This is a genomic window from Nonomuraea sp. NPDC050540 (assembly GCF_044457485.1).
In the GTDB taxonomy this organism is placed as follows: Bacteria; Actinomycetota; Actinomycetes; order Streptosporangiales; family Streptosporangiaceae; genus Nonomuraea.
The window spans coordinates 53,832-78,302 of record NZ_JBITHA010000001.1 but is presented as its reverse complement, the minus strand read 5'-3'; the positions used below and the strand labels follow the sequence as shown (position 1 = coordinate 78,302).

Genomic DNA, 24,471 nt, shown 5'->3' with positions numbered 1-24,471 from the left:
CGAACTCGCGAGGCCCTTCGGTAACCCATGGCTTCATCGTCGTTTCTCCCGTCGGTCGTCGATGGCGAAGGGTCAGTCGGACCCGAGCAAAGCCGTCAGGCGTGCGAAGTTGCTCATGGAGCCACGCTGCTCGTCAGGGGGATCGGCGGCGAGGAATCCCGTCAGCGTCTGCCGATGCACCGAGCCGGCTGTTCGATCCACCCGTTGAATGCAGTGGATCGTGCCTTCCTTGACCAGGACGAGCCGGTTGGGTTTGGGCACGATGGCCGTCAGGCAGTGCGGCGCCTGGTTCACCTTGGCCGCGACCAGTTCCCGTGGCGGCAGCGTGGGGTCGGCGACCTCGATGGTCTCGGGGTCGGCGTCCAGGAGGAGGAGTTCTCCGCTCCACGACGCCTGCCAGGTCGGGTGGAGGAAGAGGATGAATTCGCCCTGCCGGCCGCTGGCGACGTCGTTGTGCCAGCTGAGCCGGTTGCCGGCCGTGTACTTCCAGAAGCTGAATCCGATGATGGACCAGGCGTCGCCGGGTGCGCCGAACAGGTCGGTGTGCGCGCCCAGCCCTCGGATGATCGAGTTGTAGGCGTTTCCCTCACGGGCCGTGTCGTGGCGGAGCACGGAACTCCGTGAGCGGAAGGCGGTCCCGTCGGTCTCGGGGTCGACGACGCTGGCCACCTCCTCGAAGGTGCTCCTGTCCATCAACTGGCGGACTTCCTCCAGTTCTGCGGGGTTCAGGAAGTCGTCGATGACGCGGAAGCGCGCGCCGCCGGCCACACGTTTCATGGGCAACTCCATTCCGTGAATACCGTCCATCAGCGCGTGGGCCAGGCCCAGGACCGTGTATGCCTCGGGTGCGGAAGCGAACTCGTCGGGGAAGACGAGGCCGAACCTGTTCTCCAGCGCGGTCAGGATGGCCATCCAGGTCAGCGAGTCGACCCCGTGGGTGGCCAGGGAGAGGCGTAGGTCGCTCTCCTGGGAGGTCATCAGAGCGCGCAACCGGGCGAGGGTCGTGTCGTCGGCCGCCATGTTCTTCGCCGCGTCCAGAGCCTCGCTGATCACGGCTCCGACGGCACGCTGCGCGGAGTCATCCATCTCGCCTGATCCATTCTGTGAGCGCGGTTCTGTCGAGTTTGCCGAGGACTGTGCGTGGGAGTCGCTCGTAAAAGCGGAGGCGGGGGACGAGGCCGCGGTGCGCGGTCGTGCGGATGGCCTGCTCCGCTGTCGCGCGGTCGACCCGGGGACCGGCCACCACGGCATAGACGTCGTCACCATCGGGCTGACCGGCCCGAGGCAGGACGACGAAGGCCACATCCCTCACCCCGGCGATCTCGGCGAGGGCCTGCCGTACCGGGCCGACGTCCACGAACGCGCCGTTGGCCCGGACCGAGCCCTCTGCCCGTTCGGCGAACCAGACCTGCCCTGAGGCGTCGCGCTCGACGATGTCCCGCGTGTGCCACAACGTGGCCGGTGGCCGTCCGTCTCCCAGGTAGCCGAGTACGGGTGCGCTCGTCGTCACCACCAGCTCGCCGCGTTCCCCGGCTCCGGGCGCGACGATCTCGACCGAGGGGATGGGCCGGCCGATCCCTCGCGGCCCGATGAAGATGCCGCCGGTCTCGGTGGATCCGTAGCCACGCGTCAGGGCGACTCCGAACCGCTCCTGGCAGGCGGCCTCCAGCTCCGCGGAAGCCGGGCCCGCCCCGACGAGGATGCCGCGCGGCCGTTCGCCGCCCCTCGGCCTCGTCCGCACCAGCAGCCGGGCCAGAGGCGGGGTGAGGGCGACGTGGGAGGCCTGTCCGGTGTCCAGATCGGCGGCCAGGCTCGCGGGCGTGGTGCACGCGCGGACGTCGGCTCGGCAGCCCGACAGAAGCGCGCTGAGCGCGACGCCCCAGCCGAGGGAGTGGGTGACGGGCAACGGCACGCGCACGGTGTCGCCAGGGGTCAGGCCCAACCCCTGCCGGTAGCCGATCTGTTCGGCGAGGAGGCTGGCGACGCTCCGCTGGACGAGTTTGGGAGTGCCGGTGGAGCCGGAGGTCTCGTGCACCACGGCGAGGCATTCGGGCGCCTGACCGGGTACGGCCGGGCCACGCCGTACCTCCGAGTCTGCTGTGACCAGGACGGACGCCGGCTCCGGCGGCCGGTCGAACCCGCGGGGGGACACCCAGACCGCCGCCCCCAAGCTCCAGCAGGTGATCGCCATGGTCAGAAGCGTCTCCGGCGGCAAGGCGGCGAGGAGGACGAGATCACCCTCGCTGACGCCGGCTTCACTCAGCACGTCGTGGCCCGGTGCGCCGATCACCCCGCCGGAGGCGACGATCGTGTGGGCGAGGTGACGCCGTCCCTCAGCCATGACTCGTACGCCCCTGGAGCAGTCGATCCATCCCGAGGATGGGAAGGACCGTCAGGCAGGTTCCGGCCACGCCCAGCCACATGGCGGGCACCACTCCCACCTGGGCGCCGAGCCATCCGGCGAGAATCGCGGCCGGCGGCATGCTGCCCCACACCACGAAGCGGATCGAGGCGGTCATCCGGGCCAGTAGTTCCTTGGGGCAGACCCGTTGCCGCACGCTGACCTGGGTGATGTTGAACGTCACCGCGCCCCACGTCATGCCGAACTGGCCGAGGGTCAGCAGCGCCGCCGACCACAAGGGCGACCACTCCCGCAATGACCCCGCGATGGGGAAGGCGGCCGTGGAGGCCGCCGCCAGGAGCAGGCCGGCCGCCATGACCGTGCCCGCGCGCCGGCGCTGACGAAGCCTGGCGACGACGAGCGAGCCCGCGAGACCGCCGAGCGTCCCCACGCCCAGAATCACGCCCATGGCGGTCGCGCCCAGGCTCAGCTCGGTCAGGATCAGCAGGGGGGTGAGCGTCATGACGATGGTGGCGAAGAAGTTGGAGACCCCGACCGCGAGGCACAGTCTCCGGACCACCGGGTTCCCGAGCACGAAGGCGATCCCGGCGCGGATCTCGGCCGCCAGCGAATGCCCGGCCCGCTGCCGGGGGCGACGGCGGGGCTCGGTGTCCTTGATTGTGGCCAGGAAGCCCGCGGACAGCACATAGGCCAGGGCGTCGAACGCCAGAACCAGCGGAGCGCTGACGACCTTGAGGAGGAGCCCCGCCAGGGCGGGTCCGCCGGCGGCGGAGATCTGGGCGGAGGCTTCCAGCCGTGCGTTGGCCGGTTCGATGGCCGCGTCGGAGACGATGAAGGGCAGGTACGACTGGTAGGCGACGTCGAAGAAGACGGAGGCGATGCCGATGACGACGGCGGCGCCGTACATCCACGTGAGCGTGAGGTGCCCGCCGGCCCACAGCCCGGCGAGGAAGGCGAGCGCGAGTGCCCGCACCAGAGCCGAGGACATCATCGTGGTCTTCTTCGGCCATCGATCGACCCAGGCGCCGGCGGGCAGGCCGACGAGCAGATAGCAGACGGTCAGCGCCGCCGTGAGGTAGCCGACCTCCGTGCTGCCCGCGTGCAGGATGTCGATCGCGGCGACGGGCAGGGCCAGGAGGCCGAACCGCTGGCCGAGCTGGGACAACGATTGCGCGGCCCAGAACCGGGGGAAGGCGCCGGAGGTCGTCTCGGCCGCGGCGTTGGTCATCGCCGGCCTGCTTCGGTCGTCGCCTCGTTCAGGAAGGCCGATCCGCGCAGGTCCAGGCCCGAGGACTTTGCCACGCTCCGCACGTGATCGAGGGTCACGACGAAGCGGTCCTTGCCGTAGATGAGGTAGCGCTTCTGGTTGGCGGCGCCGGAGAAGTTGACCGTCATGACGTTCGCGCCCGCTTCGAGCCCGCGCGACTGGCCGCCGTCGTCCACCCGCTCCAGCGCGCTGACCGACGGGATGAGCAAGTGCGGATAGCACAGCCGCAGGCAGGCGATCACGTTCAGCGCGAGCTCGTTGTCACCCATGGGCGCCACGCTCAACGGGGTGTCGGGGGCGGGGATGAACGGGCTGACACTGCACATGTCCACCTTGAGCGCGCCGGCGAGGCCGATGTCGTCGATGACGCTGTCCAGCGTTTGGCCCGGCAGACTGGAGATGAGGCCGGTGCCGACCTTGAACCCCACTTCCCGCAGGTCCCGCAGACACCGCAGGCGGGTTTCCAGCCCCTCATGGCGGATCGCCCTGTGCAGCTCGGGATCACTGGTCTCGTGCTTGAGGATGTAGCTCAGCGCGCCCAGATCACGCAGCCGCTGGTACTGGGAGCGCCGCAGGTTGCCGAGGTTCAGCAGGATCTCGACCCGGTCATGGAACAGGTGACGGATCCGGGGAATCGCCTCTTCCAGGATCGGCAGCACCGACGGCGTCTCCCCGCCCTGGAGCAGGATGATGTCGATCCCCGCGCCCTTGATCGCCCTGGCCCCCTCCACGATCTGATCACTGGTCAGGAAATAGCGGTCGTTGACCGGAATGTTGTCGCGCCGCATGGGGCAGTAGTCGCAGTTCACGCGGCACACGTTGGTCAGCTCGATGACCCCGCGCACGACGGCCTTCCTCCCCCAGCGGGCGTCCCGGGCCTGGCGTGCTCGCGCGAACCACTCCTGCTGCTCGTGCCCACGAGCCAGGAGCAGCCTGCGTATCTCATTGCGAGTCAGCATCGCCTACCTTCTCACCACTGGTCTCGGACAGCTCGATGTCCGCTGCCATCTGTGCCATCCGGCCGGGATCGGCGCCCGCCGCCCGATAGCCGGCTATCGCCGCGTGCGTCGACGGCGTGAACTCGACGTGCCGGGTGACCCCGTTCACCGTGACGCGGATCCGCCCCGGGTTCACGATCCGGTCGCTGAGGAACAGCCGGAGATACGCCGCGTGGGCCGTCCGGATCTCCACGTGCGAGCGGCTCGCCACCCGGGCGTCCACCCAGCCCGTACGCCCCGGAGTGATCCGCTCGATCGCCACCCAGTGCGCGCGCCCGCCGTCGCACTCACGCGCTTGGTGACGCACCCGCGCGGGCCAGGTCCGGCGCCGGCCGGACCGCAGCCGCCGGATGACGAGATCGGTGTGCGGGCTGCCGGGGGTCCAGCTCATCGTGCTGAGCCTGTGCTCTCCTCCAGCCACTTCGAGGTACGACAGGTCCGGGTGACCGAGGGCGCGAAGCCTGGCCACGCCTTCCTTGTCCAGGGCGGGCGGGATCTGCTGGTCCATGCTCCCGTGCACCACCACGAACGGCAGGTTGACGAGGTTGGGCAGAAGGTCACGCATGGATTGGTCCGGCCCGAAGAGTTCCCAGATCGAGGGCGCTCCGTTGATCGACGCGGCCAGGCTGAGCTCGTCCCAGCGTCGTGCGGCCAGATTCCAGGCCGTGATACCGCCCATGGAGGTGCCGGCCAGAGCGCAGCGGTCGGCGTCGACCGCGAGGTGCTCCCGCGCCCAGCGCAGCGCCTGAGCGGGAAAGTCGCCCGGAGCCGGCGTCCAGCGCGCCTCGGTGAACCGGCTGCCGAACAGCCCGGCCAGGTCGAAGTTGCCGGTCCGGCCCACCGGACGCTGTGCGGTCGGGCACAGCAGGACCGCGCCGCAGGCGTCGGCAACGGGACGGAAGTACGGCTCGAGATCCGCGCCGGAACCGCCCACGCCGTGCAGGGCCACGATCACGCCCAGCGGGTGACCGCCGTGCGTTTCCGGCACGTACACCGTCATCTCGGTGGTCCGTCCCCAGCCGTCCGTCAGCGGGACGGTTTCCGTGCGGGCGGGTTCGGGTTCGCGGGCCACCGCGCTCAGCAACGACCGGAGCCGGGACTGCCCGATGCCGCGTCGTTCCAGCGCCGCGGCCGCCTCGTGGACGGTTCCGGTCAGGCACAGCCGACGTGCTTCGCGTGGGCTCGTCATCGCGCCTCGGCCCCGAAGGTCGCGACGCCCAGGCTCACCGGGGAACGGCTGAGCCGCTTGGCGCCCATTCCGGCCAGCTGAAAGGCGGTATGAAGGTCGGCTGCCTCGAAGAGAACCTCGATGCCGGTCGCCCCGGTCGCCGCCGCGGGCGTCGCCGTCGCCGCCACCAGGACCGGCAGGTCGGTGACCGTGGCACAGGGGTTGCCGCTCAGCAGCAGGCGCGTACGGTCCAGGGCCCAGCCCAGGCGGGTGTTGCCCGGATCGTCCTGCTCAAGGCCGAGCAGCTCCTTGACCATGGGGGCGCCGTCACCGGGAACGGTCACGATCCCGGTCGCGGGTACGGCAGGCGCCGCGCTGCCCGGCGAGCACGGCAACGGGATGAGATAACGATGGAGAAGCGGGCTGGAGGGCCGCAGGCGCAGCCGTTGAGCGAGGTGCGATTCCGGACGGCCGTGCTCGATCCAGGCGAGAATGCCCGCCAGGTTCTGCTGCCGGGCCCACTCGCGGATGGCGAAGGCCGCGCGCAGACCCACGCCCGATTCCCGGAACCGGTCGGCGACGAACAGTCCCTTGAGCAGCAGGTGCCGGTGCCAGCGCATGCCGCGGTGCAGGGCGGCCGGCGTTCCGTCCGGCGTGTACAGCCCCATCCAGCAATACAGGCTCCCGGCGCTCAGCTCCCGCTCCACGACCGACGCGTCGACGTCGTCGAAGGAACAGAGACTCAGCACGGCGTCCGCTTCACCGGCGACCAGCGGACGGGCGTGTAGGTCGCGGAGGTCAGAGGTCACTACCACGGCCTTCCACGCGAGTGGCCAGCGCGAGATAGGTCACCCCGGGCCGCGATGCGACCGTGGCCATCCTGCGGGCGGCGACGCGGCCGGCGAGCAGGTTCATCATCAGAGGGGGGCTGATGAACCGCGCATCCAGATCCTGGAGGACCCAGTCGAACAGAGCCAGGTCGAAGGGATAGTAGGTGGGATAGAGGAGCGCCTCCTCGTCCGTCCCCACCTGGCGAGACAGAGCGGTGCTGGGCAGAATGCGGTAGCCGATGTGCATGACGAGTTCTTCGGCGCTGAGATGGTCGTTGATGAAGCGCGCGCTGTTGCGTACCGTCTCGCGTGTCTCGCCCGGCCCGCCGAAGACCACGTTCACCCGGACCGGCAGCTCGTTCTTCCGGCTTCGCTCCAGGAAGCGCGCCATGTGCCGGGTGTCGAAAGTCTTGCCCAGATTGCGCATCACCTGGTCATCCAAGCTGTCGGGAGAAACCACGACCGCTTCGACGCCACTGCCGACAAGAATGTCGCCGAACTCGTCGTCGAAGGGCTTGGGGGTGAAATACGCCGACCACGTCATCGCCTTGAGCGCGAGTTCGTGGAGTAGTCCGACGACCTGCTTGGAGTAACGCAACTCGCTGTTGAAGATTCCGTCGGTGAAGAAGATGCGCCGGAATCCCGCATCGTAGATGCCCTGTATCTCGGCGGCCAGGATGTCCATGGGTTTGAGGTCGCCGGCGTTGTCGCCGTCGATATAGGCGTAGGGGCAGTAGACGCATCCCTGGTAACACGTCTTGCGCCGCGTTTCCACACCGATCATGGCTCGGTGGGCATTCGTGTAGGCACCCATGAGGGACGTGGGGTGACTCAAGGTCTCCGACAGGAATCCGGCGTGTCGCTTGCCCTGCAGAACGGCCTTGCGGCCCTTGAACGCGCAAGGGTTGCCGGCTATCTCCAGCATGACCTGCTCGCCGGGGCCCACGACGCCCACATCCAGTCCGAGCCTGTCGAGAAGGACACCGGCGAAAAGACTGAACCCCGGGCCGCCGCCGATCAGCACCGGATCCCGGCCACACCGGTCGAGCTCCCGCCGGACCCTGTCGACGAAGGCGATGTAGTCGTCGACATGAGTACCGCAGGAAATCTCGATGGGATCGATGTTCCGCAAGGTGAACCCGATGACATCCCAGTCATGGCCGAGCCACTCCAGGCTCGCCAGTTCCCCCGGCGCCTCGACGAAATCTACCAGCGCCGTCACGTGGCCGGCCCGATCCAAGGTGTCCTGAACACAGCGGACGCCGATCGGGAAAATCGGTTCGTTGCCGGCCATGGGAAGGCTGGCCAGATTGACGAGTGCGACGCGCGCCATGCGATACCTTCCCCCACGGGCTTGGCCAGGGCACGCCGATCCGGAGTGCCCTGGCGCCGGGCCGCGAATTGACTCAGCCGCAGGACGGGACGCCCATGGCGACGAGGAAGTCGGAGTCGACCAGGTCGAACAGCGCCTCGGACACCAGGTCGAAGCGTGCGGGGTCGACGAGCATGAGTGCCTCCATCGACTCCTTCTCCAGCGTCAGCCCGGCGTCGGCCAGGGTTTGGCGGGGGCTTTCCTTCAGCGCCGCGGCGAAGGTGTCGTCGTCGCCGAGCCGGCGCACCAGCGCCTCCAGGGCCTTCGCGGCGTTCTCCGCCTGAGCCATTTGCTCGGTTGTGAAAGTGCTGGTGGAGTTGACCATTTCTCGTCTCCTTCACAGAGCGGTGATTGACGTGCTCCTGATGGTGCGGTCACGGAATGTCACGTGCCCGATGACAGAACTCCCTCGTCATAGGACTTACACCGGCGAGATATGACGATAGAAGCGCGGCCTACATTTCCCCTATATTCCATATCTCGCTAGTTCTGCTGGAGAAAGGCGAGTACGGCCAGCACGCGGCGGTGGTCGTCGCGGGCCGGTGGCAGGGTCAGTTTGGTGAAGATGTTGCTCACGTGCTTCTCCACGGCCCGCTCGCCCACCCGCAGCAGCCGCGCGATGGCCGTGTTCGAGCGGCCCTCCGCCATCAGCGCGAGCACGTCGCGCTCGCGCCCGGTCAGTACGGCCAGCGGATCCCTGCGCCGCCCGGCCCGCATCAGCTGGGCCACGACCTCAGGATCGAGAGCGGTGCCTCCGGCTGCCACGCGGTCGAGGGCGGCCAGGAAGTCCTCGACCGCCGAGACCCGGTCCTTCAGCAGGTAGCCGACACCGCCCGGGTTGCCGGTCAGCAGTTCGGTGGCGTAGCGGGTCTCGACGTACTGCGAGAACAGCAGGATGCCGACGCCCGGGTGGCTTCCGCGGAGCGCGATGGCCGCGCGCAGTCCCTCGTCGGTGTAGCCGGGCGGCATCCGGATGTCCACCACGGCCAGGTCGGGCAGGTGCTCGGCCACGGCCGCCCGCAGTTCCTCGGCCCTTCCCGTCTCGGCCACCACCGTGTACCCGTGGTGCGTCAGCAGCCGGGACAGCCCGGCCCTGATGATGGCCGAATCCTCGGCGATCACGATGCGCACCCCGGTCACCGCCGGTGCGGCAGTTCGACCACCGCCGTGGTGGGCCCGCCCGGAGGGCTGGAGATGCTCAGCCGGCCGTCGACCGGGCGCAGGCGATTGGCCAGCCCGTCCAGCCCGCCGCCGGGTGTGGTGGCGGCGCCGCCGTACCCGTTGTCGTGGACGCGCAGCACCAGAACGGACGGCTCGCGGCGCACCTCGATCGCGGCGCGGGTGGCGTGGCTGTGCTTGAAGACGTTGGCCAGCAGTTCGGCGGCGCAGAAGTACAGGATGCTCTCGGTGGCGCGGTCGGCGCGCCGCGGCATGGAGACGCTGACCTCGACCGGGATGCCGCCCCGGGACGTGGCCAGCGTGGTCAGCGCGGTGTCCAGGCCGTGATCGAGCGCGGGCGGGTGGATGCCCCTGGCCAGGTCGCGCAGCTCGGCCACGGCGCCCGCGGCGTTCTGACGGGCCAGGTCGAGGAGTTCGCGGGCCTGGTCGAGCTGGGTGGCGTCCCGCAGCAGCTTGCCGGCGGTGATCAGGTCCATGGTGACGGCGACCATACGGGCCTGTGCGCCGTCGTGCAGGTCGCGTTCGATCCGGCGCAGGGTGGCGGCGGCGTCGTCGACGGCCTGGGTGCGGGTGCTTTCGAGGTGGCGCAGGCGGTCCGCGCCCGTCGGGGTCAGCAGGGCTCTGGCCAGGAGGCGTTCGAGCGCGATCGTGCCGCGGACCGCCCAGGGGGCGCCGGCCAGCAGGAGCACGCCCGTGCCCGCGGCGAGCAGGGAGTGAGGCTCGATTCCGCCCCATACCTGGGTGAGGCCGCCGATGTGCCGCCAGACGGGGTACGCGAGCTCGGCCACGCCGACGGCCCAGAAGAGCAGGGCGGCGGAGAAGGACAGCAGCGCGGTAAGCGGCTTGAGCAGGGCGAACGCCACCGCCCGCCAGCCGGCCCCGTGTTTGAGCCGGGCGGTCAGCCATCCTCCCGGGCCCGGTCCCGGCGGGGTCTCGATCCGGATGCCGAGCAGGCTCGCCTGGCGCCGCCGTTCGACCGAGGCGAACCATCCCGCCAGATCGGCCGCGGCGGCCACCAACGGCAGTCCGGCGAGGACGAGCGCCAGAGCCAGGCCGGGGACGAGCAGCACGCCCACCCCCACCAGGCCGGCCAGCGCGATCGGCAGCGCGGTGACGGCATAGCGGAATTCCGCCCAGATGCGTCGCACGCTCCCAGCCTGCCAAGGATCACGCCCGTGTCCATCGGGTAAACCGAACCATCGACGGCCGAACGGCACGATCGCCCGCGCGCCGCCGGGTTCCCAGCGTCGGCGGCATGCTGACACCACTGATGCTCACCCTCGCGCTGCTCGCGCCGCCGCCCCAGGACGCCTGGTTGCGGCGCGGCCTGGACGCCGTACGGGATCTGGGCGTGATCGGCGCGGTCGCCGAGGTCCGCGACGGCGCGCGCCTTCTGAGCGCGCGCACCGGCACGGCCGACCGCGCCACCCGGCGCCCGGTCCCCCGCCGGCCGCAGATCCGCATCGCCAGCGGCACCAAGGCGTTCACCGCCACCGTGCTCCGGCAACTCTGTGGCGAAGGCAAGCTCTCCCTGGACGACTCCGCCTCCCGATGGCTGCCCAGGCTCGACGCCCGGATCACCGTCCGCCACCTGCTCCAGCACACCAGCGGCCTGCCCGACTACTTCCGCGACCCCGCCGCCTGGCCCCAGCTCCGCGCCGCCGCCGGCTTCCTCGCCCGGCGGCTGCGTACCCACCGGCCGTCCGAGCTGGTGGCATTGGCCCTGAAGCATCCGCCCCTGTTCCCGCCCGGCACCCGGTGGTCCTACTCCAACACCAACGACATCCTGGCCGGGATGCTCATCGAGAAGATCACCGGACAGACCTGGGCTCAGCAGGTACGGCAGCGCGCCATCCACGGCCCCCACGCCCACGCCTACCGCCGCTACCCCGACGCGCCGGGCCCCACCGACGTCACCGAGGTCAACCCGTCGATGGGCGGGGCGGCAGGCGCGATCATCACCTCCGCCACCGACCTCAACCGCTTCCAGCAGGCCCTGAACTCCGGCCGCCTGCTCCGCCCAGCTCAGCTCTTGGCGATGCGGACCACGGTCGAGACCGACGCCGAGGCTCAGTCGGTCTGGCCTGGGGCGGTACGGGCTCGGGCACCATCTCCAGCCTCTTGGCGTAGCTTGGCCGGGACCCCTGTTTGGCCTGACGACCACATGACGCAACTCGACGTGAAGTGCCGCCTGCCCCACGCCTGACCCGGCCCGCCGCGCAAGGCGCGCACGGTCAAGGCGTTCGAGCGAAGCGAGGACCACTGACCGGGGTGAACTCCAGCGGCGACGCCTCGCCCGTGCCCCCACCTGGCCGGCGCCCGCCTGGACGGACCACCTCTGACCGACCAGGTTCACAAAAGTCCGCGCGCACCGGCGTGGCCCCTCGGAGATCTTGACGCCGTTGGTGCCGCATGTTGTGATCCACACATGCGCTATTTCGCACTGATTTAGTAGGAAATGAGGCGGTTGTGAGGTTACTCCGGCGTGCCGCTGCGGTTGTCATGCTCCTGGTGAGCGCGGCGGGCATCCAGATCGTCCAGGGCGGACCGGCGCAGGCGGCTCCGCCCACCGCCGCCGTCGCGCTCGGCGACAGCTTCATCAGCGGAGAAGGCGCGGGGAACTACCAGCCCGTCGTCGACACCTCCGGTACGGCACAGAACTTCCCCGGCTGGTCGGCGGCCAACAGCAACGCCTACTTCTGTCACCGGTCGGCGAACGCCTCGGTGTTCGCGGCAGCGCTCCCGGGCATTCAGCAACGATTCAACCTCGCCTGCTCCGGCGGTCAGCCGGCCGACATCGCCGCCCCCTCCAGTGCCCGGGCCGGGGGCCGTACCGTCGCCTCGCAACTCGATCAGCTGCGCGCCGTCGCCCAGACGCACGACATCGATGTCGTCCTCGTCGGCCTCGGCTCCAACAACACCCAGTTCACCTTCGGTGACGTGGCCACGCTGTGCGCCAACCGCTTCATCGCCGACGCCTGGACCGGCTGGTGGGAGTTCTGGGCCTATCTGGGGGGCCCGGTGCCGCAGAAGCCCTGCAGCGCCTCGGACCTGGCCACCGACACCGAGGTCGCCGCCGCCACCACCGAGACCACCGCCGCCCTGCGCCAGATCCTCGACACCCTCGCCCAGATCGACGCCGACGGCACCCACCAGGTGATTCTGCAGACCTACACCAACCCGCTGCCCCCCGACGTCGCCTCGCGCTACCACGAGGAGGACAACCGCTCCGACACCCGCGACAAGTTCCGCGCCCTCGGCGCCGAGCGGTACGCCGCCGGATGCCCGATCCACCGCGCGAGCCTCGCCCCCGGGCACGTGTTCTCCCAGAACCTCGGCTCCCTGGTCAGGAACGCGCACAGCACGCTGGCAGCCGAACGTCCGGGGGCCGACCTGCGCGTCCTGGACGTCCAGCAGGCTTTCGACGGGGCCAGGCTCTGCGAGAACCCCGACAGCCCGGCGAGCGCGCTCGCGACGCCGGTCCGGGTACAGGACGGGCCGTCCGGCACGTTCGTCACCAGCCTGTCCGGCTGGGACAAGATCGATATCCAGCGGGCGGCGAACACCTGCGTCACCTACTTCCAGACCTGCCAGGAGTCGTGGCACCCCAACGCCGCGGGCCACGCGGTCCTCGGCCAGTGCCTGACCGCCGCCTCCGCCGCGGCGCCCCGCGCGATCGTCGCATGCGCCCGTAACCCGAACGGCACACTCACCATCTCCTGACACCTCCTCGGCTTCGCGTCCGGCCTTCGGAAGCCGGACGCGAAGCCGAGGACGCGATCGCCTGGGCAGCACAGCGGAGCCGGACGCGAAGCGAGAAGACGACCGGCCTGAGCAGCACAGCGGAGCCCCACCTCCCGCGCGCGTCCATGAAGCCCACGCGCGGAAATCCGGCGGACTCCGCGCCCCGCGACCAGCGAGGACCTACAGGGGCTGGAAGCACGCGCGGAGCATCGCTGACCAGGGCGGGATTCACCTGCCCAACCACCCGGCCGGGCAACGGGCAGGCCCCAGAGGGCGCGCGAAACACCATGCCTTTGACCCGGGAAAGCGCCCGGCCGGAGAGAGGATCTTCAGGGGTTAAACTCCAGCCCGACTGGAGAAGCGCCCGGAACCCAAATGCCCGAAGCACGCTGATGTGAAAGACCTTGCCTGCGGACCTCATCGCCACTTACTCGAACGCTGCACCGCAGGTGCCGGTTCTGCGCCACGCAATCAGGCGCATCGGCTGTGATCGGTCAGATCAGCCATTGGATGCCCCCGAATCAACGATCACTTCGGCAGCCCCGTCGCCTCGTCATACGGCATCGCGTCGAAATCCTGGGACACAGAGTCCTCACCCATGCGTCGCGCCATGTCCCGGCCGATCGCCAGCAACCGCTCCGCTTTGTCCGTCTCCCGCTGTTCGAGTCGCCTCAGCCTCTCGGTCATCGCGATGATGACGGTCTGCGTCAGGCTCTCTCCCGTCAGCCTCTGGAGCTTGCGTGCGAGCTCTTCAGCCTCGGCGTTCTTGATGTTCACGGATGTCCACCACTCCACCTCGGCATAGAAGAATTCCACCGTCGAAATCGGGCTGACGGGAAGAAATTCGCAACACCCAGCGATCAGCCGACCACACCGGAGTGAGGGCGCATGCCCGAAGATCAATGAAAGGCGCGGGGGCAGCCTCTCTACGTCATCACGCACCTCCACCGGCGAGACTCGGGAAACCACGGGCCCGCGATCTCGTCATTTGGTGCGCTGGCAACCGCCTTAGGGCGACGCCCACCACTAGACAGCGGCAGCATCATGTCCTCACACGTGACATCCCGCACACGTGGGCCCCCGGGCTTCACGCATCACGCCGATCAGAGCATCCGCCCACCTGTTCCAGCCCGCAGCCGGCGTGGAGTTCAGCGCCTTTCGCCCCGTGTTCCGAACGCCGGTTCAGTGCCTTCGACGACTTGGCATGCTGGCTGAACGCGCAAGCCGCGCGCCGAAGGCGCGGACAATCAAACACCCGAGCGCAGCGAGGACCATCGTCCCGGGGCGGGATCCAACTGCCCGACCACCCAGCCGGGCAACGGGTGGGGCCCCAGAAGAACGCGCGAAGCACCATGCCCTTGGTCAGAAAGAACGCCCGACCGGAGGGAGGACCTTCAGGGGTCGAGCTTCAGCTCGACTGGAGAAACGCCTGGAACCTACACGCGCGTAGCGCGCCCAGTGTGAAAGACCTTGCTTGTGGAGCTATGGGGATTCGAACCCCAGACCCCCTCCATGCCATGGAGGTGCGCTACCAGCTGCGCTATAGCCCCTTGCGGTACGGCCCAAGTGTATCGGAACTTGGAGGGGCTCATGTCACGCCAAACCCCGTGTGATACGTCTACCTTCTATGTTCGAGGAGTACCGCCATCTGCTGACCGGGGTCGCCTACCGGATCCTTGGCACCATGGCCGATGCCGAAGATGTCGTGCAAGAGGCGTGGTTGCGCTGGTCCGGGGTGGACCAGGCGGCTGTGGAGGATCCCAAGGCCTATTTGATCAGGGTTACCTCGCGGCTGGCGATCGATCGGTTGCGGTGGGCCAAGTCTCGGCGGGAATCCTATGTGGGGCCTTGGCTGCCTGAGCCGATCAGTACTGCGCCGGATGTGGCTGAGCATGTCGAGCTGGCCGAATCCGTTGAGCTGGCCATGCTGGTGGTGCTGGAGACGTTGTCTCCGCTTGAGCGGGCCGTGTTCGTGTTGCGGGAGGCCTTCGACATGCCGTTCGCGGAGATAGCCGAGATCATCGGACGGGCTGAGCCGGCCACTCGGCAGCTGGCTCGCCGGGCTCGTGAACATGTCCAGGAGAAGCGGCCTCGGTTCGCCACGGATCGGGGCGAGCGGCGGGAGATGACCGAGCGGTTCATCAACGCCTCCATGAACGGTGATCTCGACGATCTGATCGCCATGTTGTCGCAGGACGTGACGATGGTCAGCGACGGCGGCGGGAAGGCTCGGGCGCCGTTGCGGGTGCTGCTGGGCGTGGAGAACGTCACGCGCTTCCTCACGTCGATCACCAGCCCGGACGGCATCACGAAGTTCATGGCCTCCATCGGGATGCCGGGGGATGCGGGGGTGGAGCTCCGGATCGAGGAGATCAATGCCGCTCCGGCCGTGGTGCTGACCGTGGGGGGCCGGGTGGTCACGGTGTTGTCGCTGCTGGTCGTGGAGGGGCGGATCGAGACGATCTACCTGATGGCCAACCCGGACAAGCTCCGGCGACTCACCTGACATCACGGCCCCGGCCCCACCAAGGGCCTGCGCGGGCGCGGCCTCACGAAGAGCCTGCAGCGCCCCGGGTCTCACGGAGGACCTGCGCGGTGGGGGTTTGGCGACGCCCCGATGGTGGTCGGGGTGAGTCGGCGAAGACCGATCGGGGCCCGCGAAAGAGGCGGCGGCTACTGCAGTGGCCCATGCGCGGTCACGTGCCGCGAGGAGGTGGTGGTGGACGGGCCGTGAAGGGTTGGGTGTGGGCGGGTTAAGGAGTGGGCGGGCCAAGCAGTGTCAGGAGCGGGTGGGCATGCCGACCTCACTGACCAGTGCCCGCACATTCACCCCGGCCCCCTGCAGATGCCGAGCCGCCCCGTTGTCCCCATCCGCCAGCAACCCCCACAACAAGCTCTCCCCGGTAACAGCCCCAGGCCGCCACATCGCCACCTCGACCACCTTCCGGGCACCCCCGGTCAACGCGATCTCCCCCCGAGGCCCATAGAGGACGACATGGAGGGGCCGCAGCCGGTGCCGGGCCAGCCGCCACTCCCCCACCCCAGGCAGTGCCCGCCCGCGCACCTCGTCTAGAGAGATCCCCAGCCCGGCCAGCAACGCCCGCGTATCCCGAAGATCCAGCCGCTCCCGGAGAGAGGCGGCCGTGGCGGTGAACGACGTCAGCTCGAACGGCCGGGTCTCAGCCAATGCGAGCAACAACATGTCCGTGCCCAGCCGCCGATGCCCGGCCTCCAAGGCAAGCACTCCAGCGGTGACGAAGGCGTGACGAGCGGTGTCGGTGAATCTCGCGAACATGAACTACCTCCCGATCCGCCGGGCGTGCTTGCGATGGGCGGTCTGCCGCCGCACGCCCAGCGCGTCGGCGACCTGCTCCCATGACCAGCCCTGCGCCCTGGCATTGGTGACGTGCACGGCTTCGAGCTCTTCCAGTAGGGTCCGCAGCGCCGCGACGGCCTGCAGGCCGGTTCCGGGTTCGCGGTCGGCGGCGGCCTGCGCCAGCTCGGTGACGTTCATGTCTGTCAGCATAAGCTGACAAAGGAGCAGTTGTCAGCTAATGCTGACACGAGTTTTCATGGCGAGCGACTGCTCCCCCAGTTCCAGCGCCACCGTGACGTCCCCGAGCTCCGAGGTCCGCCGCACGTGCGTGCCACCGCACGGGATCGAGGCCTCCCCTTCGGGCAGCGCGCAGTGCCAGGTACGCCGGGCCGTCAGCCCAGGCCCCGGCACATCCACCCAGACCGGCACATCGGCCGCCACCCACTCCTTGAGCCGCTCGTTCACAAAGGCCGCGACGGTAGCGGGCTCCAGCGCGTCCGCGGCGAACCCCTTCTTCCGCAACGACTTGCCCAGCCGGTAATCGTCAACGCTCGCGTACGAGGAGATGCGCGAGGACGTGATCGCGCTCTGGTCGAAGTCGGGATGGCCCAGCGCGTCCAGCCGGGGCGCCTTGCGCCACAGGCCGGCGACGGCCGCGTTGAGCGCGAGCGCCGCCAGGTGACACGCCGTGTGCCCGGCCGACAGCGCCGCCCGGTACCCGGCGTCCACGTCGAGCTCCACCTGCGTGCCGACCGGCAGGGGCGTGTCGGTGACGTGGACGACCAGCCACTGCCATCCGTCCTCGCCCCGCCGTACCGGAATGTCGGCGGCTTGGAAGACCTCGCCGGAGGGTGAGCGGGCGGCGGTCACGCAGTCGGCGACCGGCAGGCCGCCGATCAGGCCGCGGTCGGCGGGCTGGTCGGGCCAGGTGTGGTCGAGCGGATGGAAGGGCGTCTCGGCGACGACGAGGCCGTGCCGGTCCCCCGCCGGCACGGTCCCGACGATCTCTGAGCGGCCGCTGACCTGGCCGTTGGGGAAGGTGACGAGCGTGGAGTTCACCTCTTGATTGTCTCAGGCAGGCTCTCCGCGACCGCCTTGGGCAGCCGCTCGTCCTCCAGGTACCGGTTGCGGCCGGCGTACAGGCCCGTGAAGAGCTGCACGACCAGCACCCCGAAGATCAGCGCGTACGGCAGCGCCCACCCGTCGGTCACCTGGTGCAGCACGCCGACGACGAGCGGACCGGCGCCGGCGATGAGGTACCCGGCGCTCTGGCCGAACGCCGACAGCGCGGCGGTCGCCTCCGGCGTGCGGGTGCGCAGGGCCAGCATCATCAGGGCCAGCGGGAAGGAGCCCATGCCGATGGCCACGAACACCACCCAGACCAGCGCGGTCGAGGGCGGCGCGAACCAGAGCCCGGCGAATCCGATGACGTAGGCGACGACCAGGCCGACCACGACGGGCCGCTGGTCGCGGAAGCGGGAGGCGACGGCGGGCACGAACATGGAGACCGGGATGTTCAGGGCGGTGAAGATGCCGAGGATCACTCCGGCCTGCGAGGTCGAGTAGCCGCTGTCGGTGAGGATCGTGGCGAGCCAGCCGAACATGATGTACGCGATCATCGACTGCGTGCCGAAATAGATGGCGACCATCCACGCCAGCCTGCTCCTGAGCAGGCGCTTCGGCCCGGCGTCCGCGGTGCCCGCGGTCCTTTCCGGCTCGCTGCGCAGCAGCGCCAGCCACGGGACGACGGCGATGGCGGCCAGCGCCGCCCAGACGCCCAGCGCCACGTGCCAGTCGCCGCCCGCGGCCCGCTCGATCGGGACGGTGGCCGCGGCGGCCAGCATCGTGCCGGCGGCCAGCGAGGTGGTGTAGACGGTGGTCATGATGCCGGTCTTGGCCGGGAAGTGGCGCTTGATCAGTGTCGGGATCAGCACGTTGCCGACCGCGCCGCCGGACAGCGCCACGGCGCTGGTCAGCAGGAAGACGGGCGCGGAGTCGACCAGGCTGCGCACGAGCAGGCCGAGGCCCAGCGTGACGAGCGCGGCGAGGAGCAGGCGGTGCTCGCCGAGCTTCCTGGCCATGGCCGGGGTGACGGCGCCCACGGTCGCGAAGGCGAGCACGGGCAGAGTCGTGAGCAACCCCGTGCCCACGCTCGTCATGCCGAGGCTTCCGGCGAGCTGGTCGAGCAGCGGCCCCACGCTGGTGACGGCGGTGCGCAGATTCAGCGCCGCGAGGACGATTCCCAGCACGAGCAGCCAGGCGAGGGGTGCGGTTCTGCCTCTGGTCTCTTGGGCTGCCATGCTCATGCGGGGAGAGTCCTCCAATCATGGGACGAATCAACACGCAGACTAACAGGCCCAAAACACCTCTTTATTCCTGGCCGTTACGCAGATCACACCGGGCGGCGGCGCAGCCAGAAGAGCCCGATCAGGGGAAGGACGAGCGGGATGAACAGGTATCCGCGTCCATAGGCCGACCACACGGTGTCGTGCGGGAACGCCGCCGGGTCGAGCAGGCTGGCCGTACCCACGACCAAGACGCCCACGAGCTCGATCAGCAGCGACACCAGCGCCAGGCGACGCGCGCCCCGCCACAACGCCACCGTGAGCAGGACGTAGACCGCCGCCGCGAACGCCGACAGCGAGTACGCCAGCGGCGCCTCGGAGAAGCGCCCGATGATCTGAACCGCCGCCCGCGCACCCGCGGCCAGCGCGAACAACCCGTAGACGGCGATCAGCACCCGCCCCGGACCGGTGCCGAGCGGCGCGCTCACTGCCCCTGCCAGATCTGCTGCAGCCGCGCGGTCATCACCGCGATCGCGAACCCGGCCACGGCCAGGATCCCGGAGCCCCACCGGCTGCGCTCGGCCAGCGCCAGGAACACCCCGGCGGGCGGGATCAGCGCGGCGCCGCCGAGGTAGCCGTAGAGGGTGCCTTTGGAGACGTGCTCCCCCTCGCCGCCGGCGACCGCGGCGATCACGAACCCGGCCTGCACCAGCACGGCCACTTCGAGCAGGCAGAACCCGACGAGCAGGACCATGCCCATGGCCCGGTTGCGGATCGCGCTGATCAGGCTCGCCAGCATGAGCAGGACCGAGAGGGCGATGACGACGGTCGCGACGATGGTGTTCATCGCGCAAAAGGCTACCGCCGCACCCCGCCGCCCCCGGCGACAGGCCGCATAGGATCGAGCGCGTGGAGAGGATCCTGGTCAGCGCGTGCCTCATGGGCAGGAAGGTGCGCTACGACGGCGGCGCCAAGACCAGCGCCGACGCGCACCTGGCCGCCTGGCGCGAAGAGGGCCGCCTGGTCGTCTTCTGCCCGGAGGTCGAGGGCGGGCTGCCCACGCCGCGTCCGGCCGCCGAGATCGAGGGCGGCGCCGGCGGCGAGGCGGTGCTGGCGGGCGCCGCGCGCGTGCTGACCGCCGAGGGCGGCGACGTGACCGCGCAGTTCCTCGCGGGCGCGCAGGCCGCGCTCGCCTTCGCCCAGCACTTCGGGGTACGGCTGGCCGTCCTCAAGGAGGGCAGCCCGTCCTGCGGATCGCTGTCCATCTACGACGGCACCTTCCACGGCCGGCGCACCCCGGGCCACGGCGTCACGGCCGCCCTGTTCGCGCTGCACGACATCAGGGTGTTCTCCGAGGAGCACATCCCCGAGGCCGCCGACTACCTGCGCGCCCTGGAGACGTAGAGCGTGCCGCCCAGGCCCAGGACCAGGACGAGTGCCATGACCCGGTGGTACCAGGTGGTCAGCGGGGTGCCGCCGCCGGGACCGAGCGCCATGGCCAGCACGCCCAGCAGCACCCCGCCCAGCGCGGTGGAGTAGGCGTACACCAGCCAGTCCCATCGTCGGTGTCTGATCGCGCCGTAGCCGCCGATCAGCAGGCCCGTGCCGCAGATGGTCTCCACCACCACGGCGGGCACGATCCTCGGCTCGAACCAGACCCCGCTGTGCAGAGCCGCGAAGCCGTAGAAAACGGCCGCGAGTACCACGGCCAACACACCCAGCGCCTTCCCCATGACTCCAACGCTGCCACTCGGGCCCGGGGAGCGAATCATCCCTCGGATGACGCCGGTGCTACATCAGGAGCCGTAGACAGCATCCGCCGGACCACCGCGATCACCGCGTCGATGGTCACCCGCGCCTCCTCCTCCGACTCGCAGGCCGCCACCTCCCGCCCCGACTCGCCCATCACGGTCGTCAGCAGCACGACCAGCATGTGGCTCTGCCGGTTGTCGGCGAGGCCGAGCAGCTTCTTGTTGCCGCCGATCCAGTCCCAGCCGCGCTGCCTGCGCAGCGTCGTGAACTCCGCCGGTCCGTCGCTCTCCAGGAACAGCCGGGCCACGTCACGCTGCTCCCACGAGCCCTCCAGGTAGGCGCGCGCCCCGGCGAGGAACCGTTCCGTGGTGCCGCCGACCGCCTTGGCGGCCTTGGCGGTGCGTTCCTCCTGGTTGCGCATGAACTGCTCCCACAGCGCCAGGAACAGCCCCGGCTTGCCGCCGAAGTGGTGGTACAGGCTGCCCACGCTGATCCCGGAGTCCTCGACGATGTCGGCCACGGTGGCCTCGCCGTACCCCTTGGCCATGAAGACCTTCCTGGCCGTGCCCAGCAGCGCCTCCCGGGTGCCGCTCGATCGGCTCCACTGCCTGCTCATCAGTACTCCCAGGTGTCGGTACGCCGCTCCGCCCCGATGCAGAACACCGCCGAGCCATGCTCGGCCTGCACGAGGTCTACCCGGATCCAGCCGTCGTTCTTGCTCACCTTGGCGGTGTATCCGCTGCTGGGCGTCGCCGAGACGAGGCGGCACCCGGCCGCGCCGATCGTGAAGGCCACCTCGCCGCCCTTCACCGTGACCACCCTGACGTCCCCGCGTGGCTTGGGCGTCTTCTTCACGGTACGGCGGGGCGTGGGCGTCGGCGTGGGCTCCGGAGTGCTGGTGGCCGAAGGCGCCGGGCTGTCCCCCGGCCGGAGCGCGTCGTCGCCGTCGGCGAGCGTGTTCGCCGCCATCGGCTGGACCCGCACGTCCGGCACGAACTCCTCGCGTAACACGCCCCGCACACCGAACCACGAGACCGATATGGCCACAGCGGTCGCACCGCACCACGTGGCAACATATCGAAGGGTTCGCCGCATGGGTTGCATTATGTACGGTTAGGCGCCATGGCGACGGTACTCGTAGTCGAAGACGATGACTTCGTCCGGTCGGCGATGATCCGCGAGCTCGACCGGCGCAACCATGCCGTGCGCAGTGCCGGATGCGCGCTCGACGCGCTCAGGGAGATCTCCCAGCGGCCGCCGGACGCCGTCATCCTGGACCTCGGGCTGCCCGACCTCGACGGCTCCGAGGCGCTGCGGATGGTGCGCGGCATCTCCGACGTGCCCGTGATCGTGGCCACCGCGCGCGACGACGAGGCGGAGATCGTCAGGCTGCTGGAGGCCGGCGCCGACGACTACCTGGTCAAGCCGTTCTCCGGCGACCATCTGGGCGCCCGGCTGGACGCCGTGCTGCGCCGGGCCAGGTCGGCGCCGCCGCCGCAGGTGCTGCGCGTCGGCGGGCTGGTCATCGACGTCAACCGGCGTGAAGCGGCGCTGGACGGCCTCCCGCTGTCGCTGACCCGCCGCGAGTTCGACCTGCTCGCCTACCTGGCCGCCCGCGCCGACCGGGTGGTGGGCCGCAAGGAACTGCTGACCGAGGTGTGGCAGCAGTCCTACGGCGACGACCAGACGATCGACGTGCACCTGTCCTGGTTGCGGCGCAAGCTCGGCGAGAGCGCCTCCAAGCCCCGGTACCTGCACACCGTCCGCGGCGTGGGCGTGATGCTCTCCGCCCCGCGATGAGGCGGACGCTGGCCGTCCTCATGGTGGCCGTCACCTCGATGGTGGCGCTCGCCTTCCTCGTGCCGCTCGCCATGATCGTCAAGGAGACGGCGCAGAGCCGGGCGGTCGCCGACGCGGAACGGCAGGCCTCCTCGCTCGTACCGGTGCTGGCGCTGACCACCAGGACCGGCGACCTCGACCTGGCCATGGCCCGCACCGCGGCCGGCCGCCGCGGCCACCTGGCCATCCACGTCAGCGGAGCGCCCGCCTCCGGCAGCACCCGCGCGCCGGCCGCCGAGGTCGCCAAGGCCGCCTCGCAGACCAAGGCCGGCACGATCGCGCTGCCCTCCGGGTACGTGCTGCTGCGCCCGGTCGCCCTCGACGGCACCAGGAGCGCGGTCATCGAGGTGTTCGTGCCCGCCGCCGACCTCAACCGGGGCGTCTTCTCCTCCTGGGCGGTGCTGACCGGGGTGGCCGTGGTGCTGGTGCTGGGCTCGGTGCTGGTCGGCGACCGGCTGGGCGCCCGCGTCGTACGCGCGGCGCGGCGGCTGGGCGGCGCGGCCACCGCGCTCGGCGAGGGCGACCTGGCCGAGCGCATCCACCCCGACGGGCCGCCGGAGCTGGTGGCCGCGGCCACGGCGTTCAACTCGATGGCCAACCGGGTCGCCCAGTTGCTCGCGGCCGAGCGGGAGATGGCCGCCGACCTGTCCCACCGCCTGCGTACCCCGCTGGCCGGCCTGCGCCTCAGCCTCGACCATCTCGGACCGCAGGCCGAGGCGAGCAAGCAGGCGCTGACCCGGCTGGAGGGCGAGGTGGACGCGATCATCGCGGCGGCGCGGCGGCCGCGGCGCACCGCCACGTTCTGCGACGCGGCCGAGATCCTGCGGGAGCGGCTGACGTTCTGGTCGGCGCTGGCGGAGGACCAGCAGCGGCCGTGGCAGCTCATCGGCGCCACGCTGCCGGTCCGCGTCCCGGTGCCCGCGGCCGAGCTCGGCGCGGTCGTGGACGCCCTGCTGGGCAACGTCTTCCGGCACACCGGTGAGGGCACCGCGTTCAGCGTGACCCTGCATGAGGGCAAGGACACGGTCGGCATCCTCATCGCCGACGCGGGACCAGGCATCAGGGACCCGGAGACCGCGATCGAGCGCGGCGCGAGCGGCGCCGGTTCGACCGGGCTGGGCCTGGACATCGCCCGCCGCCTGGCCGAATCGACCGGCGGCACGCTGCGCCTGGACCGCTCGTCGCTGGGCGGCGCGCAGATTCAGGTATGGCTCAGAACTCGCGCCTTGAAAAAGCCCCTAAGCCGACCTTAACGACGACATAAGTGAGAAATTTCGGCCTCTTGCGTGGTCCATGGTGGGCTGCATGCAGATCAACCGCACGGCGATCGCCGCCACCTCCCTGGCCGCCCCCACCCTGCTCGTGCTCTCCCTCTTCCCCGGTACGGCCGGCGCGCACGGCACCATGAACAACCCGCCCAGCAGGGCCATGGTCTGCTACGCGGAGGGCCCAGAGAGCCCCAAGACCGACGCCTGCAAGAAAGCCGTCCAGATCGGCGGCACGCAGCCGCTCTACGACTGGAACGAGGTCAACCTCGCCGCCGCCGCGGGCCGCCACCGCGAGCTCATCCCCGACGGCAAGCTGTGCAGCGCGGGCCGCGACAAGTACCGCGGCTTCGACCAGGCCCGCGCCGACTGGCCGGCGACCTCGATGACCGGCGGCGCCAGGCACTCGTTCAAGTTCCGCGCCACGGCGCCCCACCGGGGCAGCTTCGAGCTGTACCTGACCAAGGACGGCTACAACCCCGCCCAGCCGCTGAAGTGGAGCGACCTGGAGGCGAAGCCGTTCCACACGCAGAAGGACCCGGCGCTGTCCGGCGGCGCGTACGTCATGGACGCCCAGCTCCCGGCGAAGAAGGGCCGTCACCTGATCTACGCCGTCTGGCAGCGCAGCGACAGCCCCGAGGCGTTCTACTCCTGCTCCGACGTCGTCTTCGGCGGCGGCAACGACAACCCCGCGCCCACCCCGAGCGGCGCCCCCACCGCCACGCCGAAGCCCACCCCGACCCCGACGCCCACCCCCGGCGGCGGTATCTCCCTGTCGGCCGTCGACGCCGGTGTCGGCGTCTCCCCCGCCACGGTCAAGGTGGGCGCCCAGGTGACGGTGACGGCGGTCTGCGGCGGATCCGGCGTCAGGGCCGTCGCGTCCAACGCGTTCACGCCTGTCCGCGCCAACGCCACCGCGCCCACGACCGCCTGGGCTCCGGTCCTCAAGGCGGCAAGGACGGGCGCCTTTCCGGTGATCGCCTATTGCAAGAACGGCGACACCGCCCGCACGAAACTCACCGTCACCCCGTAAACACGAACCGCCCCGCCGGCCGCCCTGTTTCGACCAATTCAACGGGCGGCCGGAATCTTTT

Annotated in this window: 27 protein-coding genes and 1 tRNA gene; 7 read left to right on the top strand and 21 right to left on the bottom strand. The window is 70.1% G+C overall.

Features of this window, described 5'->3' with window-relative positions:
- Positions 1 to 72: 72 nt before the first annotated feature.
- The 10 genes from ACIBI5_RS00405 to ACIBI5_RS00360 all read right to left on the bottom strand — a co-directional run bounded on the left by ACIBI5_RS00405 (position 73) and on the right by ACIBI5_RS00360 (position 10,324).
- Positions 73 to 1,086, bottom strand: a complete 1,014-nt coding sequence (locus ACIBI5_RS00405; RefSeq protein ID WP_397241644.1) for a 2OG-Fe(II) oxygenase family protein — start codon at positions 1,084 to 1,086, stop codon at positions 73 to 75.
- On the bottom strand, positions 1,079 to 2,341 hold the full coding sequence (locus ACIBI5_RS00400; RefSeq protein WP_397241642.1) for a class I adenylate-forming enzyme family protein: 1,263 nt from the start codon (positions 2,339 to 2,341) through the stop codon (positions 1,079 to 1,081). The genes ACIBI5_RS00405 and ACIBI5_RS00400 overlap by 8 nt, the downstream gene beginning before the upstream one ends.
- A complete protein-coding gene (locus ACIBI5_RS00395; RefSeq protein ID WP_397241640.1) occupies positions 2,334 to 3,590 on the bottom strand; it encodes an MFS transporter in 1,257 nt (418 codons plus the stop codon). Before ACIBI5_RS00395 ends, ACIBI5_RS00400 begins: the two co-directional genes overlap by 8 nt.
- Positions 3,587 to 4,588 (bottom strand): radical SAM protein, encoded by a 1,002-nt coding sequence (locus ACIBI5_RS00390; protein ID WP_397241638.1) that lies wholly within the window; start codon positions 4,586 to 4,588, stop codon positions 3,587 to 3,589. Before ACIBI5_RS00390 ends, ACIBI5_RS00395 begins: the two co-directional genes overlap by 4 nt.
- Entirely contained in the window at positions 4,572 to 5,816 is a 1,245-nt protein-coding gene (locus ACIBI5_RS00385; RefSeq protein WP_397241636.1) for an alpha/beta hydrolase, read from the bottom strand. Before ACIBI5_RS00385 ends, ACIBI5_RS00390 begins: the two co-directional genes overlap by 17 nt.
- Positions 5,813 to 6,604, bottom strand: a complete 792-nt coding sequence (locus ACIBI5_RS00380; RefSeq protein WP_397241634.1) for a hypothetical protein — start codon at positions 6,602 to 6,604, stop codon at positions 5,813 to 5,815. The genes ACIBI5_RS00385 and ACIBI5_RS00380 overlap by 4 nt, the downstream gene beginning before the upstream one ends.
- The gene (locus ACIBI5_RS00375) at positions 6,594 to 7,958 is read right to left on the bottom strand and encodes a B12-binding domain-containing radical SAM protein (protein ID WP_397241632.1); all 1,365 of its coding nucleotides are present in this window, start codon (positions 7,956 to 7,958) and stop codon (positions 6,594 to 6,596) included. The genes ACIBI5_RS00380 and ACIBI5_RS00375 overlap by 11 nt, the downstream gene beginning before the upstream one ends.
- 73 nt (positions 7,959 to 8,031) lie before the next feature.
- The gene (locus ACIBI5_RS00370; protein ID WP_397241630.1) at positions 8,032 to 8,286 is read right to left on the bottom strand and encodes a hypothetical protein; all 255 of its coding nucleotides are present in this window, start codon (positions 8,284 to 8,286) and stop codon (positions 8,032 to 8,034) included.
- 194 nt (positions 8,287 to 8,480) lie between these two features.
- Positions 8,481 to 9,128 (bottom strand): response regulator, encoded by a 648-nt coding sequence (locus tag ACIBI5_RS00365; protein ID WP_397241628.1) that lies wholly within the window; start codon positions 9,126 to 9,128, stop codon positions 8,481 to 8,483.
- 5 nt (positions 9,129 to 9,133) lie between these two features.
- A complete protein-coding gene (locus tag ACIBI5_RS00360) occupies positions 9,134 to 10,324 on the bottom strand; it encodes a sensor histidine kinase (protein ID WP_397241626.1) in 1,191 nt (396 codons plus the stop codon).
- Between the two features lie 107 nt (positions 10,325 to 10,431).
- Between ACIBI5_RS00360 and ACIBI5_RS00355 the strand changes: the two genes are divergently transcribed.
- Complete coding sequence (locus ACIBI5_RS00355; protein WP_397241624.1) at positions 10,432 to 11,382, top strand: serine hydrolase domain-containing protein; 951 nt, start codon at positions 10,432 to 10,434, stop codon at positions 11,380 to 11,382.
- A gap of 263 nt (positions 11,383 to 11,645) precedes the next feature.
- Complete coding sequence (locus ACIBI5_RS00350; RefSeq protein ID WP_397241622.1) at positions 11,646 to 12,899, top strand: hypothetical protein; 1,254 nt, start codon at positions 11,646 to 11,648, stop codon at positions 12,897 to 12,899.
- Between the two features lie 549 nt (positions 12,900 to 13,448).
- Here ACIBI5_RS00350 and ACIBI5_RS00345 read toward each other — a convergent pair.
- On the bottom strand, positions 13,449 to 13,736 hold the full coding sequence (locus ACIBI5_RS00345) for a type II toxin-antitoxin system VapB family antitoxin (RefSeq protein ID WP_397241620.1): 288 nt from the start codon (positions 13,734 to 13,736) through the stop codon (positions 13,449 to 13,451).
- A gap of 661 nt (positions 13,737 to 14,397) precedes the next feature.
- Positions 14,398 to 14,470: transfer RNA gene (locus ACIBI5_RS00340), tRNA-Ala, on the bottom strand.
- A gap of 77 nt (positions 14,471 to 14,547) precedes the next feature.
- Here ACIBI5_RS00340 and ACIBI5_RS00335 point away from each other — a divergent pair.
- Entirely contained in the window at positions 14,548 to 15,426 is an 879-nt protein-coding gene (locus tag ACIBI5_RS00335; RefSeq protein ID WP_397241618.1) for an RNA polymerase sigma-70 factor, read from the top strand.
- A gap of 273 nt (positions 15,427 to 15,699) precedes the next feature.
- On the opposite strand, the gene ACIBI5_RS00330 is transcribed toward ACIBI5_RS00335, so the two are convergent.
- The 6 genes from ACIBI5_RS00330 to ACIBI5_RS00305 form a co-directional block, all read right to left on the bottom strand.
- Positions 15,700 to 16,215 (bottom strand): Clp protease N-terminal domain-containing protein, encoded by a 516-nt coding sequence (locus tag ACIBI5_RS00330; protein ID WP_397241616.1) that lies wholly within the window; start codon positions 16,213 to 16,215, stop codon positions 15,700 to 15,702.
- Between the two features lie 3 nt (positions 16,216 to 16,218).
- A complete protein-coding gene (locus ACIBI5_RS00325) occupies positions 16,219 to 16,434 on the bottom strand; it encodes a helix-turn-helix domain-containing protein (protein WP_397241614.1) in 216 nt (71 codons plus the stop codon).
- A 33-nt stretch (positions 16,435 to 16,467) separates the two neighbouring features.
- Positions 16,468 to 17,295 (bottom strand): metal-dependent hydrolase, encoded by an 828-nt coding sequence (locus tag ACIBI5_RS00320; protein ID WP_397241612.1) that lies wholly within the window; start codon positions 17,293 to 17,295, stop codon positions 16,468 to 16,470.
- Positions 17,292 to 18,542, bottom strand: a complete 1,251-nt coding sequence (locus ACIBI5_RS00315; RefSeq protein ID WP_397241610.1) for a CynX/NimT family MFS transporter — start codon at positions 18,540 to 18,542, stop codon at positions 17,292 to 17,294. The genes ACIBI5_RS00320 and ACIBI5_RS00315 overlap by 4 nt, the downstream gene beginning before the upstream one ends.
- An 86-nt stretch (positions 18,543 to 18,628) precedes the next feature.
- The gene (locus ACIBI5_RS00310) at positions 18,629 to 19,009 is read right to left on the bottom strand and encodes a hypothetical protein (RefSeq protein WP_397241608.1); all 381 of its coding nucleotides are present in this window, start codon (positions 19,007 to 19,009) and stop codon (positions 18,629 to 18,631) included.
- The gene (locus ACIBI5_RS00305) at positions 19,006 to 19,368 is read right to left on the bottom strand and encodes a hypothetical protein (RefSeq protein ID WP_379619281.1); all 363 of its coding nucleotides are present in this window, start codon (positions 19,366 to 19,368) and stop codon (positions 19,006 to 19,008) included. Before ACIBI5_RS00305 ends, ACIBI5_RS00310 begins: the two co-directional genes overlap by 4 nt.
- A gap of 62 nt (positions 19,369 to 19,430) precedes the next feature.
- On the opposite strand from ACIBI5_RS00305, the gene ACIBI5_RS00300 reads away from it, so the two are divergent.
- Positions 19,431 to 19,925: a DUF523 domain-containing protein gene (locus tag ACIBI5_RS00300; RefSeq protein ID WP_397241606.1), complete on the top strand. Its 495-nt coding sequence runs from the start codon at positions 19,431 to 19,433 to the stop codon at positions 19,923 to 19,925.
- Here the strand turns inward: ACIBI5_RS00300 and ACIBI5_RS00295 are convergent.
- The 3 genes from ACIBI5_RS00295 to ACIBI5_RS00285 are packed head-to-tail and all read right to left on the bottom strand — an operon-like array spanning position 19,901 to position 21,293.
- Complete coding sequence (locus ACIBI5_RS00295) at positions 19,901 to 20,254, bottom strand: hypothetical protein (RefSeq protein ID WP_397241604.1); 354 nt, start codon at positions 20,252 to 20,254, stop codon at positions 19,901 to 19,903. The genes ACIBI5_RS00300 and ACIBI5_RS00295 overlap by 25 nt on opposite strands.
- 35 nt (positions 20,255 to 20,289) lie before the next feature.
- Positions 20,290 to 20,889: a TetR/AcrR family transcriptional regulator gene (locus ACIBI5_RS00290; protein WP_379619275.1), complete on the bottom strand. Its 600-nt coding sequence runs from the start codon at positions 20,887 to 20,889 to the stop codon at positions 20,290 to 20,292.
- Positions 20,889 to 21,293, bottom strand: a complete 405-nt coding sequence (locus tag ACIBI5_RS00285; RefSeq protein WP_397241602.1) for a hypothetical protein — start codon at positions 21,291 to 21,293, stop codon at positions 20,889 to 20,891. Before ACIBI5_RS00285 ends, ACIBI5_RS00290 begins: the two co-directional genes overlap by 1 nt.
- Before the next feature lie 102 nt (positions 21,294 to 21,395).
- Here ACIBI5_RS00285 and ACIBI5_RS00280 point away from each other — a divergent pair, with 102 nt between their 5' ends.
- Genes ACIBI5_RS00280 through ACIBI5_RS00270 form a run of 3 tightly spaced genes read left to right on the top strand, consistent with a single transcriptional unit; the run spans position 21,396 to position 24,410 of the window.
- Entirely contained in the window at positions 21,396 to 22,073 is a 678-nt protein-coding gene (locus ACIBI5_RS00280; RefSeq protein ID WP_379619271.1) for a response regulator transcription factor, read from the top strand.
- A complete protein-coding gene (locus tag ACIBI5_RS00275; RefSeq protein ID WP_397241600.1) occupies positions 22,070 to 23,365 on the top strand; it encodes a sensor histidine kinase in 1,296 nt (431 codons plus the stop codon). The genes ACIBI5_RS00280 and ACIBI5_RS00275 overlap by 4 nt, the downstream gene beginning before the upstream one ends.
- Before the next feature lie 52 nt (positions 23,366 to 23,417).
- Entirely contained in the window at positions 23,418 to 24,410 is a 993-nt protein-coding gene (locus ACIBI5_RS00270) for a lytic polysaccharide monooxygenase (RefSeq protein WP_397241598.1), read from the top strand.
- The last annotated feature ends 61 nt before the right edge of the window (positions 24,411 to 24,471 follow it).

Excerpts from the sequence above, each read along its gene's own strand:
- ACIBI5_RS00405 (WP_397241644.1), bottom strand. The coding sequence starts at position 1,086 with ATGGATGACTCCGCGCAGCGTGCCGTCGGAGCCGTGATCAGCGAGGCT.
- ACIBI5_RS00400 (WP_397241642.1), bottom strand. The coding sequence starts at position 2,341 with ATGGCTGAGGGACGGCGTCACCTCGCCCACACGATCGTCGCCTCCGGC.
- ACIBI5_RS00395 (WP_397241640.1), bottom strand. The coding sequence starts at position 3,590 with ATGACCAACGCCGCGGCCGAGACGACCTCCGGCGCCTTCCCCCGGTTC.
- ACIBI5_RS00390 (WP_397241638.1), bottom strand. The coding sequence starts at position 4,588 with ATGCTGACTCGCAATGAGATACGCAGGCTGCTCCTGGCTCGTGGGCAC.
- ACIBI5_RS00385 (WP_397241636.1), bottom strand. The coding sequence starts at position 5,816 with ATGACGAGCCCACGCGAAGCACGTCGGCTGTGCCTGACCGGAACCGTC.
- ACIBI5_RS00375 (WP_397241632.1), bottom strand. The coding sequence starts at position 7,958 with ATGGCGCGCGTCGCACTCGTCAATCTGGCCAGCCTTCCCATGGCCGGC.
- ACIBI5_RS00370 (WP_397241630.1), bottom strand. The coding sequence starts at position 8,286 with ATGGCTCAGGCGGAGAACGCCGCGAAGGCCCTGGAGGCGCTGGTGCGC.
- ACIBI5_RS00355 (WP_397241624.1), top strand. The coding sequence starts at position 10,432 with ATGCTGACACCACTGATGCTCACCCTCGCGCTGCTCGCGCCGCCGCCC.
- ACIBI5_RS00335 (WP_397241618.1), top strand. The coding sequence starts at position 14,548 with ATGTTCGAGGAGTACCGCCATCTGCTGACCGGGGTCGCCTACCGGATC.
- ACIBI5_RS00330 (WP_397241616.1), bottom strand. The coding sequence starts at position 16,215 with ATGTTCGCGAGATTCACCGACACCGCTCGTCACGCCTTCGTCACCGCT.
- ACIBI5_RS00325 (WP_397241614.1), bottom strand. The coding sequence starts at position 16,434 with ATGAACGTCACCGAGCTGGCGCAGGCCGCCGCCGACCGCGAACCCGGA.
- ACIBI5_RS00315 (WP_397241610.1), bottom strand. The coding sequence starts at position 18,542 with ATGAGCATGGCAGCCCAAGAGACCAGAGGCAGAACCGCACCCCTCGCC.
- ACIBI5_RS00305 (WP_379619281.1), bottom strand. The coding sequence starts at position 19,368 with ATGAACACCATCGTCGCGACCGTCGTCATCGCCCTCTCGGTCCTGCTC.
- ACIBI5_RS00295 (WP_397241604.1), bottom strand. The coding sequence starts at position 20,254 with ATGGGGAAGGCGCTGGGTGTGTTGGCCGTGGTACTCGCGGCCGTTTTC.
- ACIBI5_RS00290 (WP_379619275.1), bottom strand. The coding sequence starts at position 20,889 with ATGAGCAGGCAGTGGAGCCGATCGAGCGGCACCCGGGAGGCGCTGCTG.
- ACIBI5_RS00280 (WP_379619271.1), top strand. The coding sequence starts at position 21,396 with ATGGCGACGGTACTCGTAGTCGAAGACGATGACTTCGTCCGGTCGGCG.
- ACIBI5_RS00275 (WP_397241600.1), top strand. The coding sequence starts at position 22,070 with ATGAGGCGGACGCTGGCCGTCCTCATGGTGGCCGTCACCTCGATGGTG.
- ACIBI5_RS00270 (WP_397241598.1), top strand. The coding sequence starts at position 23,418 with ATGCAGATCAACCGCACGGCGATCGCCGCCACCTCCCTGGCCGCCCCC.